13 protein-coding genes are annotated in these 16,521 nt (G+C 72.0%); 7 read left to right on the forward strand and 6 right to left on the reverse strand.

Annotation, left to right across the window (positions count from 1 at the left end):
• Positions 1-638: 638 nt before the first annotated feature.
• Complete coding sequence (locus ACFZCY_RS33535) at positions 639-2,060, forward strand: endo-1,4-beta-xylanase (RefSeq protein WP_391181834.1); 1,422 nt, start codon at positions 639-641, stop codon at positions 2,058-2,060.
• A 75-nt stretch (positions 2,061-2,135) separates the two neighbouring features.
• On the opposite strand, the gene ACFZCY_RS33540 is transcribed toward ACFZCY_RS33535, so the two are convergent.
• The 4 genes from ACFZCY_RS33540 to ACFZCY_RS33555 all read right to left on the reverse strand — a co-directional run bounded on the left by ACFZCY_RS33540 (position 2,136) and on the right by ACFZCY_RS33555 (position 6,763).
• Positions 2,136-3,659: an aldehyde dehydrogenase family protein gene (locus ACFZCY_RS33540; RefSeq protein ID WP_391181837.1), complete on the reverse strand. Its 1,524-nt coding sequence runs from the start codon at positions 3,657-3,659 to the stop codon at positions 2,136-2,138.
• Between the two features lie 67 nt (positions 3,660-3,726).
• Positions 3,727-5,058, reverse strand: a complete 1,332-nt coding sequence (locus ACFZCY_RS33545; RefSeq protein WP_391181840.1) for a GAF domain-containing protein — start codon at positions 5,056-5,058, stop codon at positions 3,727-3,729.
• 43 nt (positions 5,059-5,101) lie between these two features.
• Positions 5,102-5,254, reverse strand: coding sequence for a hypothetical protein (locus ACFZCY_RS33550; RefSeq protein ID WP_361475491.1), 153 nt, complete (start codon positions 5,252-5,254; stop codon positions 5,102-5,104).
• Positions 5,255-5,512: 258 nt separating this feature from the next.
• The gene (locus tag ACFZCY_RS33555; RefSeq protein ID WP_391181844.1) at positions 5,513-6,763 is read right to left on the reverse strand and encodes a glycosyl hydrolase family 18 protein; all 1,251 of its coding nucleotides are present in this window, start codon (positions 6,761-6,763) and stop codon (positions 5,513-5,515) included.
• A 348-nt stretch (positions 6,764-7,111) separates the two neighbouring features.
• Here ACFZCY_RS33555 and ACFZCY_RS33560 point away from each other — a divergent pair, with 348 nt between their 5' ends.
• The gene (locus ACFZCY_RS33560) at positions 7,112-8,284 is read left to right on the forward strand and encodes an acyl-CoA dehydrogenase family protein (RefSeq protein WP_391181846.1); all 1,173 of its coding nucleotides are present in this window, start codon (positions 7,112-7,114) and stop codon (positions 8,282-8,284) included.
• Between the two features lie 78 nt (positions 8,285-8,362).
• Here ACFZCY_RS33560 and ACFZCY_RS33565 read toward each other — a convergent pair whose 3' ends face one another.
• Positions 8,363-8,737 (reverse strand): hypothetical protein, encoded by a 375-nt coding sequence (locus ACFZCY_RS33565; protein WP_361475497.1) that lies wholly within the window; start codon positions 8,735-8,737, stop codon positions 8,363-8,365.
• 217 nt (positions 8,738-8,954) lie between these two features.
• Here ACFZCY_RS33565 and ACFZCY_RS33570 point away from each other — a divergent pair, with 217 nt between their 5' ends.
• From ACFZCY_RS33570 to ACFZCY_RS33590, 5 genes are all read left to right on the forward strand, one after another.
• A complete protein-coding gene (locus ACFZCY_RS33570; protein WP_361475499.1) occupies positions 8,955-9,395 on the forward strand; it encodes an Lrp/AsnC family transcriptional regulator in 441 nt (146 codons plus the stop codon).
• Between the two features lie 81 nt (positions 9,396-9,476).
• Complete coding sequence (locus ACFZCY_RS33575) at positions 9,477-11,120, forward strand: amidohydrolase family protein (protein ID WP_391181850.1); 1,644 nt, start codon at positions 9,477-9,479, stop codon at positions 11,118-11,120.
• Between the two features lie 587 nt (positions 11,121-11,707).
• Complete coding sequence (gene lnt / locus ACFZCY_RS33580; protein ID WP_391181852.1) at positions 11,708-13,450, forward strand: apolipoprotein N-acyltransferase; 1,743 nt, start codon at positions 11,708-11,710, stop codon at positions 13,448-13,450.
• A 173-nt stretch (positions 13,451-13,623) separates the two neighbouring features.
• Positions 13,624-14,346: a polyprenol monophosphomannose synthase gene (locus ACFZCY_RS33585; RefSeq protein ID WP_050800284.1), complete on the forward strand. Its 723-nt coding sequence runs from the start codon at positions 13,624-13,626 to the stop codon at positions 14,344-14,346.
• Between the two features lie 84 nt (positions 14,347-14,430).
• Positions 14,431-14,625, forward strand: a complete 195-nt coding sequence (locus ACFZCY_RS33590; RefSeq protein WP_361475505.1) for a rho termination factor — start codon at positions 14,431-14,433, stop codon at positions 14,623-14,625.
• A 79-nt stretch (positions 14,626-14,704) separates the two neighbouring features.
• On the opposite strand, the gene ACFZCY_RS33595 is transcribed toward ACFZCY_RS33590, so the two are convergent.
• Complete coding sequence (locus tag ACFZCY_RS33595; protein WP_391181855.1) at positions 14,705-16,519, reverse strand: proton-conducting transporter membrane subunit; 1,815 nt, start codon at positions 16,517-16,519, stop codon at positions 14,705-14,707.
• Positions 16,520-16,521 lie beyond the last annotated feature (2 nt).

A 16,521-nucleotide genomic window follows, 5' to 3' on the forward strand; every position in this document is an offset into this window, starting at 1 on the left:
GTCCCCGATGAACCGCGGAGCGGACGTGCCTGGGGCAGGGGCAATCTCGAAACATTTCGAAGAAATTCCGGATGCTCTGACGCCACAAGCTAGGAATGTGGGGTTCCCTGGTCAAGGCCTGTCGCCGATCTGTCCACAAACAGCGCCTCCCCTTTGGGCTTGGCAAGCGGTGTCCGCACACACGCACTCGTCCCGGCCCCGGCCCTACGTCACCCGTCGACGGCGGCAGCCGGGGTTCGCCGTCCGGCTCGCCGGGATTCCGGAAATTTTCGGGCGAGGAACGGAAACTTTTCCTGCGGGGAGCACTGACGATCCATCGTCAGTGCCTCAATCATCCCTGCCTGAGGGACCGGCCATAGTTCGATATATCGAACCGCGTCGATGCTGCACGGCAGATCCCCGCATGGCTGCACCACAGACCCGCGCACCAAAACCTGCGCCACCCCGTCACGTTCCGGTGAGGTTCGTACCAGCGCATCCAGGCTCTTCGCGCAGTTGGAGAGGTACCCCATGACCGCGGTGTCCGGTGATTCCGTGCTGCCCGTGTTCCGGTCCCCCGTCCGTCTGCCGAGGGGGAGCGGACGACGCATCCCCTGCGCCTTCAGTCCTTCCGTGATTCCTACCTTGGAGGCACAGTCATGGGCTCCTATGCCCTTCCCAGACCCGATATCCGCCGGAAGATCCGCGGCCTGCTGTTGGCGCTGGTCGTCGGCGTCGTCGCCGCACTGGTCGCGCCGCCGACCGCACACGCCGCCGAGAACACGCTCGGCGCCGCGGCGGCGCAGAGCGGCCGCTACTTCGGCACCGCCATCGCCTCGGGCAGGCTGGGCGACTCGGCGTACACGACGATCGCGGGCCGTGAGTTCAACATGGTGACGCCCGAGAACGAGATGAAGATCGACGCCACCGAACCGCAGCGGGGCCAGTTCAACTTCACCGCCGGTGACCGCGTCTACAACTGGGCGGTGCAGAACGGCAAGCAGGTGCGCGGCCACACCCTGGCCTGGCACTCCCAGCAGCCCGGCTGGATGCAGAGCCTCAGTGGCAGCACGCTGCGCCAGGCGATGATCAATCACATCAACGGCGTGATGGCCCACTACAAGGGCAAGATCGCCCAGTGGGACGTCGTGAACGAGGCCTTTGCCGACGGCAACTCGGGGGGCCGGCGCGACTCCAACCTGCAGCGCACCGGCAACGACTGGATCGAGGTCGCCTTCCGCACCGCGCGCGCCGCCGACCCGGCCGCCAAGCTCTGCTACAACGACTACAACATCGAGAACTGGACCTGGGCCAAGACCCAGGGCGTGTACGCAATGGTCCGGGACTTCAAGCAGCGCGGTGTGCCGATCGACTGCGTCGGCTTCCAGTCGCACTTCAACAACGACAGCCCGTACAACAGCAACTTCCGCACCACCCTGCAGAACTTCGCTGCCCTCGGCGTCGATGTGGCCATCACCGAACTCGACATCCAGGGCGCCCCGGCCGCGACTTACGCCAACGTGACCAACGACTGCCTGGCAGTCCCGCGCTGCCTCGGCATCACCGTCTGGGGTGTGCGCGACACCGATTCCTGGCGATCGGAGCAGACGCCGCTGCTGTTCAACGGTAACGGCAGCAAGAAGCCCGCCTACACCGCCGTCCTCAACGCACTCAACGGCGGCTCCACCACGCCCCCTGCGGATTCCGGACAGATCAAGGGCGTCGGTTCGGGCCGCTGCCTGGACGTGCCCGGTACCAGCACCGCCGACGGCACCCAGCTCAACCTGTGGGACTGCCACAACGGCACCAACCAGCAGTGGACGTACACCGACGCCGGCGAGCTCAGGGTCTACGGCAACAAGTGCCTGGACGCCGCTGGTACCGGCAACGGCTCCAAAGTCCAGATCTACAGCTGCTGGGGCGGTGACAACCAGAAATGGCGCCTCAACTCCGACGGATCCATCGTCGGTGTCCAGTCCGGCCTCTGCCTCGACGCCGTCGCAGGAGGCACCGCCAACGGCACCCTGATCCAGCTCTACACCTGCTCGAACGACAGCAACCAACGCTGGACCCGCACCTGATGGGACGTCGGTGGAGTGGAGCCAGGATGACGCTGGCTCCACTCCGCCGTGCCTCCTGGCAACCGGCTTCGGGCTCTAGAAGAAGCCGAGTTTCCGAGGGCTGTAAGAACAAAGAATGTTCTTCGTCTGCTGGTAGTGGTCCAGCATCATCTTGTGGTTCTCGCGCCCGATGCCCGACTGCTTGTAGCCGCCGAAGGCGGCGTGCGCCGGGTAGGCGTGGTAGCAGTTCGTCCACACCCGGCCCGCCTGGATCGCCCGCCCGGCCCGGTACGCGGCGGTGCCGTTCCGGGTCCAGACGCCCGCACCCAGCCCGTACAGCGTGTCGTTGGCGATCTCGATCGCGTCCGAGAACTCCGCGAACCGGGCCACGGCCACCACCGGCCCGAAGATCTCCTCCTGGAAGACGCGCATGTGGTTGCCGCCCTCGAAGATGGTGGGCCGCACGTAGTAGCCGCCCTCCAGCTCGCCGCCCAGCTCGGCGCGGGTGCCGCCGGTGAGGACGCGGGCGCCCTCCTGCTTGCCGATGTCCAGGTAGGAGAGGATCTTCTCCAGCTGGTCGTTGGACGCCTGGGCGCCCATCATGGTGCCGGTGTCCAGCGGATGCCCCTGCGTGATCTTCTCCGTACGGGCCACGGCCGCGTCCATGAAGTCCTGGTAGTGGCCGTCCTGGATCAGCGCACGCGACGGACACGTGCACACCTCGCCCTGGTTGAGGGCGAACATCGTGAAGCCCTCGAGGGCCTTGTCGAGGAAGTCGTCGTCGGCGGCGGAGACGTCGTCGAAGAAGATGTTCGGGCTCTTGCCGCCGAGTTCCAGCGTGACCGGGATCAGGTTCTCGCTCGCGTACTGCATGATCAGCCGGCCGGTCGTGGTCTCGCCGGTGAAGGCGACCTTGGCGACGCGCGCGTTGGAGGCCAGCGGCTTCCCGGCCTCCACCCCGAAGCCGTTGACGATGTTGACGACGCCCGGCGGCAGCAGGTCGGCCACCCGGTTCAGCCAGACGTGGATCGAGGCGGGCGTCTGCTCGGCGGGCTTGAGGACCACCGCGTTGCCCGCGGCCAGCGCCGGGGCGAGCTTCCAGGTGGCCATCAGGATCGGGAAGTTCCACGGGATGATCTGGGCCACCACCCCCAGCGGCTCGTGGAAGTGGTAGGCGACCGTGTCCTCGTCGATCTCGGAGAGGCTGCCCTCCTGGGCCCGGATCGCCCCCGCGAAGTAGCGGAAGTGGTCGATGGCCAGCGGGATGTCGGCGGCGAGGGTCTCCCGCACCGGCTTGCCGTTCTCCCAGCTCTCCGCGACCGCCAGCTCCTCCAGATGCTGCTCCATGCGGTCGGCGATCCTCAGCAGCACCGCGGCGCGCTCGGCGGGCGCGGTACGGCCCCAGGCGGGCGCGGCCGCGTGCGCGGCGTCCAGGGCCCGCTCGACGTCCTCGGCGGTGCCCCGGGCGATCTCGGTGAACGGCTGCCCGTTCACCGGCGTCGGGTTCTCGAAGTAGCGGCCCTTGGCGGGGGGTACGTACTCCCCGCCGATCCAGTGGTCGTAGCGCGGCTGGTAGCTGACAACCGATCCCTCGGAGCCGGGGTTTGCGTAACGCGTCATGGGGGCGGCCCTCCCTGTCGTGCCTGCGGGCTCCGCCCGCCACGGGGCGGACGGAGATGTGAGGAGGCTAGGCGCGGCAACGTTGCGGCAACGTTGCGTCCCCGTGCTCCCGGTAGGTGTCCTCCGGGCCGCCGCCCGGCACTCCGTACACCTCGCGCAGCCGCCGCACCCGCGCCGCCGGGGCCGCCCGGCCGGGGGAGTGCGGCGGATGGGCCGCCAGCAGTGCCTCCGCCACCTCCAGGTCGTCCTCGCCCCACGACGTCTGTGCCCAGCGCCGCAGCAGCTCCGGGTCACCGCGCGAGAGCACCGCCCGCCGCAGCCCGTCCTCCAGCGCACGCCGCATCCGGCACACCCCCGGCGCCTCCGACATCGGCAGCAGCGGCCCCGGGTACGCCCGCAGCGCCGTGGCCACCTCACCGGCCGCCAACTCCTCGGCCGCCACGCTCACATCGGTCCGCAGCGGCGCGCACAGCCGGTAGGGGCGCGAGCCCAGGAGCGGGCCCACCAGCCTGCGCAGCCGGGACATCTCGGCGCGCAGCGTCACCGGCGACCGGTGGTCGGCCCGCTGCCCGTACAGCTCCAGCGCCAGCCGGGCGCCGCTCAGGCCCTCCGGATGGCCCGCGAGCAGCACCATGATCTCGCTGTGCCGCCGCCCCAGCCGCAGCCGCCGCCCCTCGGTGACCAGCAGCGCCTCGTCGCGGCCCAGCGCCGTCAGCGCCACGCGCGGCCCGCGCGCCGGGGGCGCCAGGGCGGCCAGCTGCGCCTCGGCGGCGCGGGCGGTCGCCTGGACCAGGGCGAGGCTGTGCGGGGCGGCCAGATGGTCGCCGCCGGTGAGGTCCACCGCGCCCAGCAGCCGCCCGGAGTGCGGGTCGTGGATGGGGGCCGCGGCGCAGGTCCAGGGCTGCACGCTGCGGTTGAAGTGCTCCGTGGCGAAAATCTGCACCGCGTGGTCGAGGGTGAGCGCGGTGCCGGGCGCGTTGGTGCCGGCGTGGCGCTCGTCCCAGCGGGCCCCGGCGACGAAGTTCATCCGCTCGGCCCGGTGGCGTATCCCCGCGTGCCCCTCCACCCACAGCATGCGGCCGAGGTCGTCGCAGACCGCGAGGAGATGGGCGCCGTCGTGCGCGATGCTCCCCAGCAGCTCGCGGAAGAGCGGCATCACCCCGGCCAGCGGATGGTCCGCCCGGTACGCCTCCAGCGCGTCGTCCACCAGATCGATCGGTGCCGCGCACTCCTGCGCCACCCGGGCGTCGGCCGAGCGCCGCCAGGAGTCCGCCACCACCGGGCGGACGGCCGGGCCCATGGCCCCCTCCGTCAGGAACACCTCGTGCGCACGGCGCACCACCCGGGTGCGCTCCGCCGGATCGGTGCCGGATGCCATCGCCAGCCAGGGATTGACCACGGGGCCTCGCTCAACGGTACGAAGGGGCGGGTGGGACGGAGGGTCAGGTGGGGGTGGCGGGGGCGACGCAGTCGCCGGGCGCGGGAGCGGGCGCGAAGCCGGGCGGTGAGGCGTAGCCGCAGGAGTGGCAGATCTTCCACCCGTCCTGGTTGACGGCGAGTTGGCCGCCACAGCTCGGGCACTGCTCGGAACTCATGATCGATCCTTTGGTTCATGCGCAACGGGCCGGTCAGGGCCACCCCGGCGCTCAGATTTCCTTGTGAGGCGGATGCCCCGCAATAGTCAGAACAAGCCGCGTTGCGATACGGCTCCGGTGCCGGATCGGTTCACCGGAACACGGGTTTTCGGCACATGCGTGCGGCATACGCGCGAGGCGCTTGCGCGCCGCGTTACCGGCGGGTACGAAGGAGCCGGGAGCGCATGCGCTCCCGGCTCCTTCGGTCTCTTGCCCGGTTCAGCTGATGGACTTGATCAGCTCTCCGTTGCCGGTGTCGCCGCTCAGCTCCCAGAAGAAGGTGCCGCCGAGACCCTGCTGCTGCTTGTAGGTCATCTTCCCGGCGATGGTGGCGGGGGTGTCGTAGCTCCACCACTCGTTGCCGCAGTGCGCGTAGGCCGTCCCGGCGACCGTGCCGGTGGCCGGGCACTTGCTCTTGAGCACCTTGTAGTCCTCGATGCCCGCCTCGTACGTACCCGGGGCGGCGCCGGTCGCGGTACCGCCGGGGGCCGCCTGGCTGACGCCGGTCCAGCCGCGTCCGTAGAAGCCGATGCCCAGCAGCAGCTTCGAGGCCGGGACGCCGAGCCCCTTGAGCTTCTGGATCGCTGCGTCGGTGTAGAAGCCCTGCTGGGGCAGGCCGCTGTAGGAGGTGAGGGGCGAGTGCGGGGCGGTCGGGCCCTGCGCGGCCCAGGCGCCGAAGAAGTCGTACGTCATCGGGTTGTACCAGTCCACGTATTGCGCGGCGCCCGCGTAGTCGGCGGCGTCGATCTTGCCGCCGGACGAGGCGTCGGCCGTGATGGCGGCGGTGACCAGGTTGTTCTGGCCGAACTTGGCGCGCAGCGCGGCCATCACGTTCTTGAAGGCGGCCCGGCCGCTGGTGTCGCAGGTGTTGCCGCAGGCGTTGGGGTACTCCCAGTCGATGTCGATGCCGTCGAAGACGTCCGCCCAGCGCGGGTCCTCGACCAGGTTGTAGCAGGACTCGGCGAACGCCGCGGGGTTCCTGGCCGCCTCGCCGAACCCGGACGACCAGGTCCAGCCGCCGAAGGACCACAGGACCTTGAGGTTGGGGTGCAGCTTCTTGAGCTTGCGCAGCTGGTTGAAGTTGCCGCGCAGCGCCCCGGCGTCCCAGGTGTCGGCCTTGCCGTCGACGCTGCCCGCCGCGTCGTACGCCTTGTCGTAGTCGGCGTAGGCGTCACCTATCGCGCATTTGCCGCCGGTGACATTGCCGAAGGCATAGTTGATGTGGGTGAGCTTGGCGGCGGACCCGGAGGTCTCCACGTTCTTCACGTGGTAGTTCCGCTGGTAGATGCCCCATTCGGTGAAGTAGCCGACGACCTTGTTGCCGGCCGCCTGGGCGGTCTTGGCCGCGGTGGGGGGTGCCGCCGGGGTGGCACTCGGGCTGGCCGTCGCCGCGCCCGCCAGCAGGGTCGCGGTCAGCACCGCCGTCGAGAGGGCCGCGAGGGCGGCCCGTATTCCGCGTGGTCTGAGCATGGGTTCTCCTCGGTGGGGGGTGAGGGGAGATGAAGTGCCCGACGACCTGTCCCGATATTGACATGCACGCGCAGGGCAGGGTGGGAGAACGGTAGAAGGACTAGACCAGTGGGGTCAATGGTCTGGGCCAATCCGGTCCGGGCAACACCCGGACGGAGGAATGTGGTTGAAGATCGATACATCGGTGACGCGGGCCCCTCGATCGGGCATACTCCAACCGCCACGGTGCAGGTCATCACCCGTTCGCGATCCGGCGGGACGACCGGCGGCGAGGCAGGACACCGGCGGCGCCGCCCCACCGGGCGCGTACGCCGCCGCCGCGCCCTACAGGGAGAGGAGAGCGCCGCCATGACCGACCACGGCCCGCAGCCGGTGGAACGCGAACTGCCCACTGAGGAAGCCCGCGACCTGATCTCGCTCGTCCGCGAGCTGGTCGAACGGGAGATCCGCCCCCGTGCCGCCGAGGAGGAGGCCGCGGGGCACTTCCCCCGCGAACTGTTCACCCTGCTGTCCGAGTCGGGGCTGCTGGGGCTGGTGTACCCCGAGGAGTTCGGCGGCGGCGACCAGCCGTACGAGGTCTACCTCCAGGTCCTGGAGGAGCTGGCCGCGGCCCGCCTCACCGTCGGCCTCGGCGTCAGCGTCCACACCCTGGCCTGCCACGGCCTCGCCCGGTACGGCACCAAGGAGCAGCTGGCCGAGCACCTTCCGGCGATGCTCGGCGGCGGGCTGCTCGGCGCGTACTGCCTCTCCGAGCCCGCCTCCGGGTCCGACGCCGCCGCCCTCACCACCCGCGCCACCCGGGAGGGCGACACCTGGACGCTGGAGGGCGGCAAGGCGTGGATCACCCACGGCGGCATCGCCGACTTCTACACCGTCCTCGCCCGCACCGGCCCCGAGCGCACCCGTGGCATCAGCGCGTTCCTGGTGCCCGGCGACGCCCCCGGGCTCTCCGCGGCCGCCCCCGAGCGCAAGATGGGCATGAACGGGTCACCCACCGCGCAGATCCACCTCGACCGGGTCCGGGTCCCCGACACCCGCCGGATCGGCGACGAGGGCCAGGGCTTCGCCATCGCCCTGTCCGCCCTCGAGGCGGGCCGCCTGGGCATCGCGGCCTGTGCGATCGGCCTCGCGCAGGCCGCGCTGGACGAGGCGCTGGCGTATACCGCGCAGCGCAAGCAGTTCGGCCGTCCGATAGCCGACTTCCAGGGGCTGCGCTTCATGCTGGCCGACATGGCCACCCAGATCGAGGCCGGGCGCGCCCTCTACCTGGCCGCCGCCCGGCTGCGGGACGCGGGGCGGCCGTTCTCCAAGCAGGCGGCCATGGCCAAGCTGTTCTGCACCGACACCGCGATGCGCGTCACCACCGACGCGGTCCAGCTGTTCGGCGGCTACGGCTACACGGCGGACTTCCCGGTCGAGCGCTACATGCGCGAGGCCAAGGTCCTGCAGATCGTGGAGGGCACCAACCAGATCCAGCGTGTGGTCATCGCGCGCAGCGTCGCGGGGCCCGAGAGCCGGTAGGTGAGCGGTAGGGGGCGCGGCCGTGCCGGGCCCCCGCCGTATTCGCGTTCGCTACGGGTCTTACGGGCTTACAGGGCCTTACGGGCGGGACGCGGCGTGGCGCACCGTCATCGGCGTCCTGATCGGGCGCGAGCCCGGCCCGCCGATGTGCGAGAAGGGCTGCTTCCGCCAGTCCAGCCCCTCCGGCAGCGTCAGCAGCAGCGCCGCGTCCCGCTCGTGCGCGTCGAGCGAGGCGTCAGCGGCGGCGGCGTCCGCCACCCCGCGCCCGGTGCCGGCGCACACCGTCAGTCCGAACGGGTTCCACGGAGACGGGCACAGCGCGTGCTCCGGGAGAACGTCCTCGTCCGCGAGCAGCGCGATGGGCTGCGCGCAGTCCGGGCAGATGACCCGGAACATTTCGTATGTTTCGTACGATTCGATGTCGCCTTCATCGAGGCGCTCGACGTAGGGCATGAGATTTCCCCCTCGGGTGGGCTGGCCAGGCGCGTCGGCCTCGACCACAGCAAGCATTTCCCTCGCGGTCGCATAGGTAATCGCCGCATCTCATAGGACACCCACCAGGAGATGTGGTGTTCGTCACATGCCCCGTGCAGATGCTTCGCGTTCCGGGCCGATCCACGGGGTGTGCCCGCTGTGCCCGGACGCCTCCGACCACATAAGGTGATCGGCTGTGGAGGAGTTGGACAGACAAATCGTGGAGCTGCTCGTCAAGGACGGGCGGATGAGCTACACGGACCTGGGCAAGGCCACCGGCCTGTCCACATCGGCCGTGCATCAGCGGGTCCGCCGCCTGGAGCAGCGGGGCGTGATCCGCGGCTACGCGGCCGTCGTGGACCCGGAGGCCGTGGGGCTGCCCCTGACCGCCTTCATCTCGGTCAAACCCTTCGACCCGAGCGCGCCGGACGACATCGCCGACCGGCTCGCCGAGGTGCCCGAGATCGAGGCGTGCCACAGCGTCGCGGGCGACGAGAACTACATCCTCAAGGTGCGGGTCGCCACCCCGCTGGAGCTGGAGCACCTGCTCAGCCGGATCCGCTCGCTGGCCGGTGTCTCCACCCGCACCACCGTCGTCCTGTCCACTCCGTACGAGGCGCGCCCGCCGCGCGTCTGACCACCCCCGTACGGGCCCGGCCGGACGTGTGATCCCCGGTGCCCGGATCGTCCGAAAACCGACCCCGCGAGGCAGCCCGCCGTGAACGACCCCACCCCCGTCCAGGCCGACGAAGGCCGTACCGTCCTGCTGCGCGGGGGCGAGGTGCACAGCCCCGCCGATCCGTTCGCGACCGCGATGGTCGTCGAGGGCGACACCATCGCCTGGGTCGGCTCCGAGGGGGCCGCGGACGGCTTCGCCGACGGCGTGGACGAGGTGATGTGGCTGGACGGGGCGCTGGTCACCCCCGCGTTCACCGATGCGCATGTGCACACCACCGCCACCGGACTCGCCCTCACCGGCCTCGACCTGACGGGCACCCTCACCCTCGCCGACGCCCTGGAGCGGGTCCGTGCGCACGCCGCCGCCCACCCCACCGACCAGATGCTTCTCGGCCACGGCTGGGACGCCAGCGGCTGGCCCGGCGGCCGCCCGCCCTCCCGCGCCGAACTGGACGAGGCCACCGGCGGCCGGCCCCTCTACCTCAGCCGGGCCGATGTGCACTCCGCCGTGGTCACCACCGCGCTGCTCGACCGCGTCCCGGACATCACCGGCCGCACCGGCTACCACCCCGACGCGCCGCTGACCGCCGACGCCCACCACGCCGTGCGCGCCGCCGCGTACGCGAGCGTGACGGCGCGCCAGCGCGAGGACGCCCAGCGCGCCGCCCTCGCCCACGCCGCCTCGGTGGGCATCGGCTCGATCCACGAATGCGCGGGCCCCGGCATCTCGGGCGAGGACGACCTCACCGGGCTGCTGCGGCTCGCCGCCGAGGAACCCGGCCCCCGGGTCCACGGCTACTGGGCCGAGGCCGTGACCGGCCCCGCCGGCCTGGCGAAGGTACGGGCGCTGGGCGCCGCCGGAGCCGCCGGAGACCTCTTCGTGGACGGCGCCCTCGGCTCCCACACCGCCTGCCTCCACCAGCCCTACGCCGACGCGCCGCACACCGGCACCGCCTACCTGGACGCGACCGCCGTCGCCGCCCATGTCGCCGTCTGCACCGAGGGCGGCGTCCAGGCCGGGTTCCACGCCATCGGCGACGCCGCCGTCTCCGCCGTCGTCGAGGGCGTACGGGCCGCCGCCGACAAGGTCGGCCTGGCCCGGGTCCGGGCCGCCCGGCACCGCGTCGAACACGCCGAGATGCTCACCGACGAGACCATCGCCGCCTTCGCCGACCTCGGCCTCACCGCCTCCGTCCAGCCCGCCTTCGACGCCGCCTGGGGCGGCGATGAGGGCATGTACGCCCAGCGGCTCGGCCCCGAGCGGGCCCGCACCCTCAACCCGTACGCGGCGCTGCTGCGGGCCGGGGTGCCCCTGGCGCTCGGCTCCGACAGCCCCGTCACCCCGCTGGACCCGTGGGCCACCGTGCGCGCCGCCGCCTTCCACCGCACCCCCGGGCACCGGGTCTCCGCCCGCGCCGCCTTCACCGCCCACACCCGCGGCGGCTGGCGGGCCGTCGGACGGGACGACGCGGGCGTCCTGGTGCCCGGCGCGCCCGCCGACTACGCGGTGTGGCGGACCGGGGAACTCGTCGTCCAGGTCCCCGACACGCGGGTGGCCGGCTGGTCGACCGATCCGCGCTCCGGCACGCCCGGGCTGCCCGACCTCACGCCCGGCCGCCAACTGCCCCTGTGCGTGCGCACGGTGGTGGGCGGACGCACCGTGCACAGCCGTCCGGACGAGTGACGCGAGCGCGCCGCGTACCGCCGAACGATGTGCCACCGGCCTGTCGCGACAGCTGAACATTGTCCGTACTGACCTGGTCATTTGAGGAAACGGCGCAGGTCATGCGACTGTTGACAGGGTCCGGTCGGTGGCCGGTAGGTTCGGCCCCGTCCACCACTGGACACCCGACCGGGGAATCTTCACGCAGTCGTCGAACGCCGCTGGGCCAGAGGGAGACGCGCCGCCCAGGCCGTCACCACTGGGAGCCAGGTCCAGCGCACGGGGGCGAGGGAGGGTCGCCGGGTCGGCAGGTGCGACCCGGGAGGGGCCCGGACGCTCAGTAGACAACGGCTCTCGGTCGACCCGCAGCCAGCGGGTCCCAGGTCGGCCCGAAGGGCGTCGGGCCCCCATCCGCACGCACACGGCGGACCGCCCCCCGCGAGGGGGCGGCATCCGCCGAAATCAGGAACAGCGACCCGAAGAGACCCGAACGGGCCCGAACCGGGAACCCCGGTCTTCTTCCCTGCGTTCCGCACCTCGGGGACACAGCCGCGCGCCCGCGTTATACGGTCACCTCATCACAGCTTGATTTGCAGGAAGGCCGCACCGTGCCCTCGGGTTCCGACACCACCGCCGAAGCCGCCTCGTCCGGCCCGGCCGAAGAACGACCGGACGGGCCGCGGACGCCCGCCGCCGCGCCCCGTACGGACGACCGGGGCGACGCCGCGGCGGAGGCGTCCACGCCCCCCGGTGGGGACCGCCCCGGCCGGTGGCGCCGCTTGGCCCGGCTCGCCCGCCGCGAGGCGTGGCGCAGCGTGCTCGCGGCCGTCGCCGGGCTCGCGCTCGGGTTCGCCTTCCCGCCGTTCGGGGTCTGGCCGCTGTCCCTGCTGTCCGTGGCGGCCCTGAGCCTGCTCACGTACGGCCGCACCGCCCGCCAGGGCGCCTGGACGGGGTTCGCCTTCGGGCTGCCGTTCTTCGTGCTGCTGCTGAAGTGGCTGAGCGTGATCGGCTGGGACGCGGTGATCGGCCTGTCCGTCATCGAATCGCTCTTCCTGGTGCTGATGGGCGCGGGCTTCGCGCTGGTCTCCCGGCTGCCCGTGCCGTCCCTGTGGCCGCTGTGGACGGCCTGTCTGTGGGTGGCCGAGGAGCTGGCCCGGGACCGGGTGCCGTTCGGCGGCTTCCCCTGGGGGCGGCTGGCCTTCGCCAACACCGGGTCGCCGTTCACCCCGCTCGCCGCGCTCGGCGGCGCCCCGCTGGTCACCTTCGGCGTCGCGCTGACCGGCGGACTGCTGGCCTCCGCCGCGCTCGCCCTGTGGCGGCTGCGGGGGGCGGACGGCGGCCTGTCGGTGCGGGGCGCGCTGCCCGCCGCCGGCGCGGTCGTCGTCGCGGCCGCCGTGACCGCGGCCGGATACGCGGTGCCGATCCCGACCCGCGCGGACGACAGCGTGGACGTCGCGGTCGTGCAGGGCAATGTGCAGCAGGCGGGCATGGACTTCCTGGGCCGCCCCATGAAGATCCTCAACAACCATGTGAACGCCACGCTCGACCTGGCGAAGGACGTCAAGGCCGGCCGGATCAAGAAGCCCGACCTCGTCATATGGCCGGAGAACTCCTCGGACCTGGACCCCTTCCAGTACCGGGAGGCCTACGCCCGGATCGACGAGGCGGTCAAGGCCATCGGCGTTCCGGTCCTGGTCGGCGCCCTGGTCGACCACCCCTCCAAGCAGGGGTATGTGTTCAACGAGGGCATCGTCTGGGACCCCGAGAAGGGCCCCGGCGCCTCCTACACCAAGCAGCACCCGGTGCCCTTCGGCGAGTACGTGCCGTTCCGCCAGCAGCTCAGCAAGATCATCACCCGGCTGCAGCGCATCCCCCGCGACTTCTACCCCGGTGACCACACCGGACTGCTGAAGGTCGGCCCGGCCCGGCTGGGCGACGTGATCTGCTTCGAGGTCGCGTACGACGAGATCGTCCGCGACACGGTCAACGCGGGCGCCCGCGCGATCGTCGTCCAGACCAACAACGCCACCTACGGCCGCAGCGGCCAGCCCGAACAGCAGCTGGTCATGTCCCGGCTGCGGGCCATCGAACACGGCCGTCCCGTGATCACCGCGGCCACCAGCGGGATCAGCGCGGTCGTCGCGCCGGATGGCACGATCGAGCAGCGGACGAAAGAATTCACGCAAGATGTGCTCACCGCGCGCATCCCGCTGCGTGACGGCACGACCCTCGCCGACCGCGTCGGTGCGACCCCGGAGTGGGTGCTCGCTATGGTGGGCGTTCTGTCCTGCGCGGCCGCGATCATGATCGGCCGTCGGGGACGTACGGACGAGAAGGGGCAGCAGCCGTGAGCGACGCACGCGAGGCCGAGGAGCCACGCACCGAGGCCGAGGAGCCGACCACCGAGGCCGACCAGCCGCGCACCGGGGCCGACGGGACCGGCACCGAGGACGGGGGTCCGCGGCCGCGCCGCACCGGCCAGGACGACGGCGGACGGCGGAAGTACGGTCCGCTCGGCACCGTTCTGGTGATCATTCCGACCTATAACGAGGCGGAGAACATCGCGCCGATCGTCGCCCGGGTCCGGGAGTCCGTACCGGACGCCCACATCCTCGTCGCCGACGACAACAGCCCGGACGGCACCGGCAAGGTCGCCGACGAGCTGGCGGTCGAGGACGACCACGTCAAGGTCCTGCACCGCAAGGGCAAGGAGGGCCTGGGCGCCGCGTACCTGGCGGGCTTCCGCTGGGGCATCGAGCACGGCTACGGCGTCCTGGTGGAGATGGACGCGGACGGCTCGCACCAGCCCGAGGAACTGCCCCGGCTGCTCACCGCGCTCAAGGGCGCGGACCTGGTGATCGGCTCCCGCTGGGTGCCGGGGGGACGGATCGTCAACTGGCCCAAGTCCCGCGAGTTCATCTCCCGCGGCGGCAGCACGTACTCCCGGCTCATGCTGGACGTGCCGATCCGCGACATGACGGCCGGTTACCGGGCCTTCCGCAAGGAGACCCTGGAAGGGCTCGGCATGGAGGCCGTCGCCTCCCAGGGCTACTGCTTCCAGATCGACCTGGCCTGGCGCGCCGTCAAGGCGGGCTTCCACGTCATCGAGGTCCCTGTCACGTTCATCGAGCGGGAGCGCGGGGAGAGCAAGATGAGCCGGGACATCGTCACCGAGGCGGCCTGGCGGGTCATGTCCTGGGGCGTCGGCTCGCGGGTGAACAAGCTGCTGGGCCGCAAGGAGCCGTAGCAGCCCCGGGCCGTGCGCGCTCGGAGTAGTCCCACGGGCGGCGGTCCGTCACCTGCCGGACACTGAAGGCGGAAGGAGGCGGACATGCCCAAGACGACCATGAAGAGCAGCAAGAGCGCACAGCGCAGGACGATGGCCCCCAAGGGGGGTGCGAAGTCCGGCGGCATGGAGGCGCGTACCAAGGAGGACCTGTACCGCGAGGCCCAGAAGGCCGGGATCGAGGGCAGGTCGCAGATGTCGAAGAGTCAGCTGATCTCCGCTCTGCGCCGCGGCCGCTGACGCCCGGACAGCCGGACAGCCGGACAGCAGGACATCCGGGCGGCCAGACGCCCGGACACCCGGACGCCGAGACGATCCGCTAGCGGATCCCCGGGACGGTCAGCGCGGTCAGCAGTGCCGTCCCGGCGACCATCCAGGCGACGTAGTCGCCGACGTGCCCGGACTGCAGCCGCCGTACGGGCGCGAGCAGCGCGGCCGCCCCGGTGCGGACGGGCCGCCGCACCGCCAGTGCGGCCAGGGCGATGGCGAGGGCCGTGGAGAGCAGCCCGAGCAGGATCCCGGCCGCCGACCAGTGCGGCGGCGCGAACGCCGGGGCGGACGCCGCGCGTCCGCCGAGCACCGCGTGCCGGTAGCCGGAGCCGTCGGTGAACAGCGCCCCGGCCCGGCCGACGGCGTGGGTGAGCGACGGGACCAGCCCGGCCGCCAGCGCCCCGGCCAGCAGCACCGCCGGTACGGCCAGCATCGGCGCCGGGATGCGCCCGAGGCGGCCGCCGGTCTCCGGCTCCTCCTCGCCGGTGGTCTCCGGCCCCGCGTTCCGCTCGTCGTGCGGCGCCCGGCCCGCTCCGGCGAAGACCCGCAGGCCCACCCGCAGCACCGCGCCGCCGGTCACCGCCGACACCAGGACGTACAGCGCGGGCAGCCAGCCCGCCGCATGCCCGGCGGCCTCCTCCACGACCGCCTTGCCGAGCCCCGGGCCGAACGGCGGCAGCCCGCACAGCGCCAGGCCGCCCACCATGAACAGGGCGCCCACCGGGCGCAGCTCCCGGGCCTGCCCGTACAGCTCGTGCTCGTCGACGGAGGCATACCGGTCGAGCAGGATGCCCGCGCACGCGAACAGGGCCGCCTTCACGCCCGCGTGGCCGACGACGTACAGCGCCGTCCCGGAGACGGCGTCGGGGGAGAGCACGGCCAGCCCGATCAGGAACAGCCCGGTGTGGGACACCGTGGAGAAGGCCAGCAGCCGCTTGAGATGGCGCTGCTGCCAGCACATGAGCGCGCCCAGCACGGCCGTGAGCACGCCGAGGGCCAGCAGCGCGCGGGTAAAGGCGGGGTGCGCGATGCCGCCCGGGCCCGCGAAGACCGTCCAGTAGACCCGGCCGACCCCGTACACCCCCAGCTCCACCATGACGCCGGACAGCAGCATGCACACGGGCGTGGGGGCGACCGCGTGCGCGTCGGGCAGCCAGAAGTGGAAGGGCACCGCGGCCGCCTTCACCAGCAGACCCGTCGTCACCAGGACGAACGCGGCGAGCACCAGGCCGTCCGGGCGTTCGGCGTCCAGCGCTCGCCCGATCTGGGCGAAGCCCAGCTCCCGGGTGCGCGCGTACAGCAGCGTGATGCCCAGCAGCATGCAGTACGCGCCGAGGGAGTTCACCACGCCGAAGGCCAGCGCCCCCTGCACCGGCTTGGGCTCCTCCACCCGGAAGCCGGTCAGCGCGTACGCGACGACGCCCATCAGCTCGAAGAAGACGAACGCGTTGAACAGGTCCCCGGTCAGCGCGAAGCCGCACATGCCCGCCTGGAAGAGCAGGATCAGCGCCGGGAAGGAGCCGGCGTGGCGGACGGGCGGCTCCTCGAAATAGCGCCAGGAGTAGACCAGGACGGTCACCACCAGCAGCGAGACCAGTGCCGCGAGCCCGGTGCCCAGCGGGTCGCCGACCAGCACGATGCCCACGCCCTCGCCGTGCACCGGGCGCCAGCCGCCCACCCACTCCACGGGTTGGCCGGTGGAACGCCCCGCCAGGATCAGCGCCGGCACGGCGGTGGCGGCGGCGAAGGCGCAGCCCAGGACGTCGGAGGCGAGCCGGGGCAGCCGCCTCCCGGTGGCCACCAGCACCGCAGCGCCGAGCAGCGGTACGGCGACCACCAGCGGCAGCAGCCGTGCGGTGTCCACCC

Origin of the sequence: Streptomyces sp. NPDC007983, assembly GCF_042958345.1 — a bacterium.
Lineage (GTDB): Bacteria > Actinomycetota > Actinomycetes > Streptomycetales > Streptomycetaceae > Streptomyces.

Excerpts from the sequence above, each read along its gene's own strand:
- ACFZCY_RS33535 (WP_391181834.1), top strand. The coding sequence starts at position 639 with ATGGGCTCCTATGCCCTTCCCAGACCCGATATCCGCCGGAAGATCCGC.
- ACFZCY_RS33540 (WP_391181837.1), bottom strand. The coding sequence starts at position 3,659 with ATGACGCGTTACGCAAACCCCGGCTCCGAGGGATCGGTTGTCAGCTAC.
- ACFZCY_RS33550 (WP_361475491.1), bottom strand. The coding sequence starts at position 5,254 with ATGAGTTCCGAGCAGTGCCCGAGCTGTGGCGGCCAACTCGCCGTCAAC.
- ACFZCY_RS33555 (WP_391181844.1), bottom strand. The coding sequence starts at position 6,763 with ATGCTCAGACCACGCGGAATACGGGCCGCCCTCGCGGCCCTCTCGACG.
- ACFZCY_RS33560 (WP_391181846.1), top strand. The coding sequence starts at position 7,112 with ATGACCGACCACGGCCCGCAGCCGGTGGAACGCGAACTGCCCACTGAG.
- ACFZCY_RS33565 (WP_361475497.1), bottom strand. The coding sequence starts at position 8,737 with ATGCCCTACGTCGAGCGCCTCGATGAAGGCGACATCGAATCGTACGAA.
- ACFZCY_RS33590 (WP_361475505.1), top strand. The coding sequence starts at position 14,431 with ATGCCCAAGACGACCATGAAGAGCAGCAAGAGCGCACAGCGCAGGACG.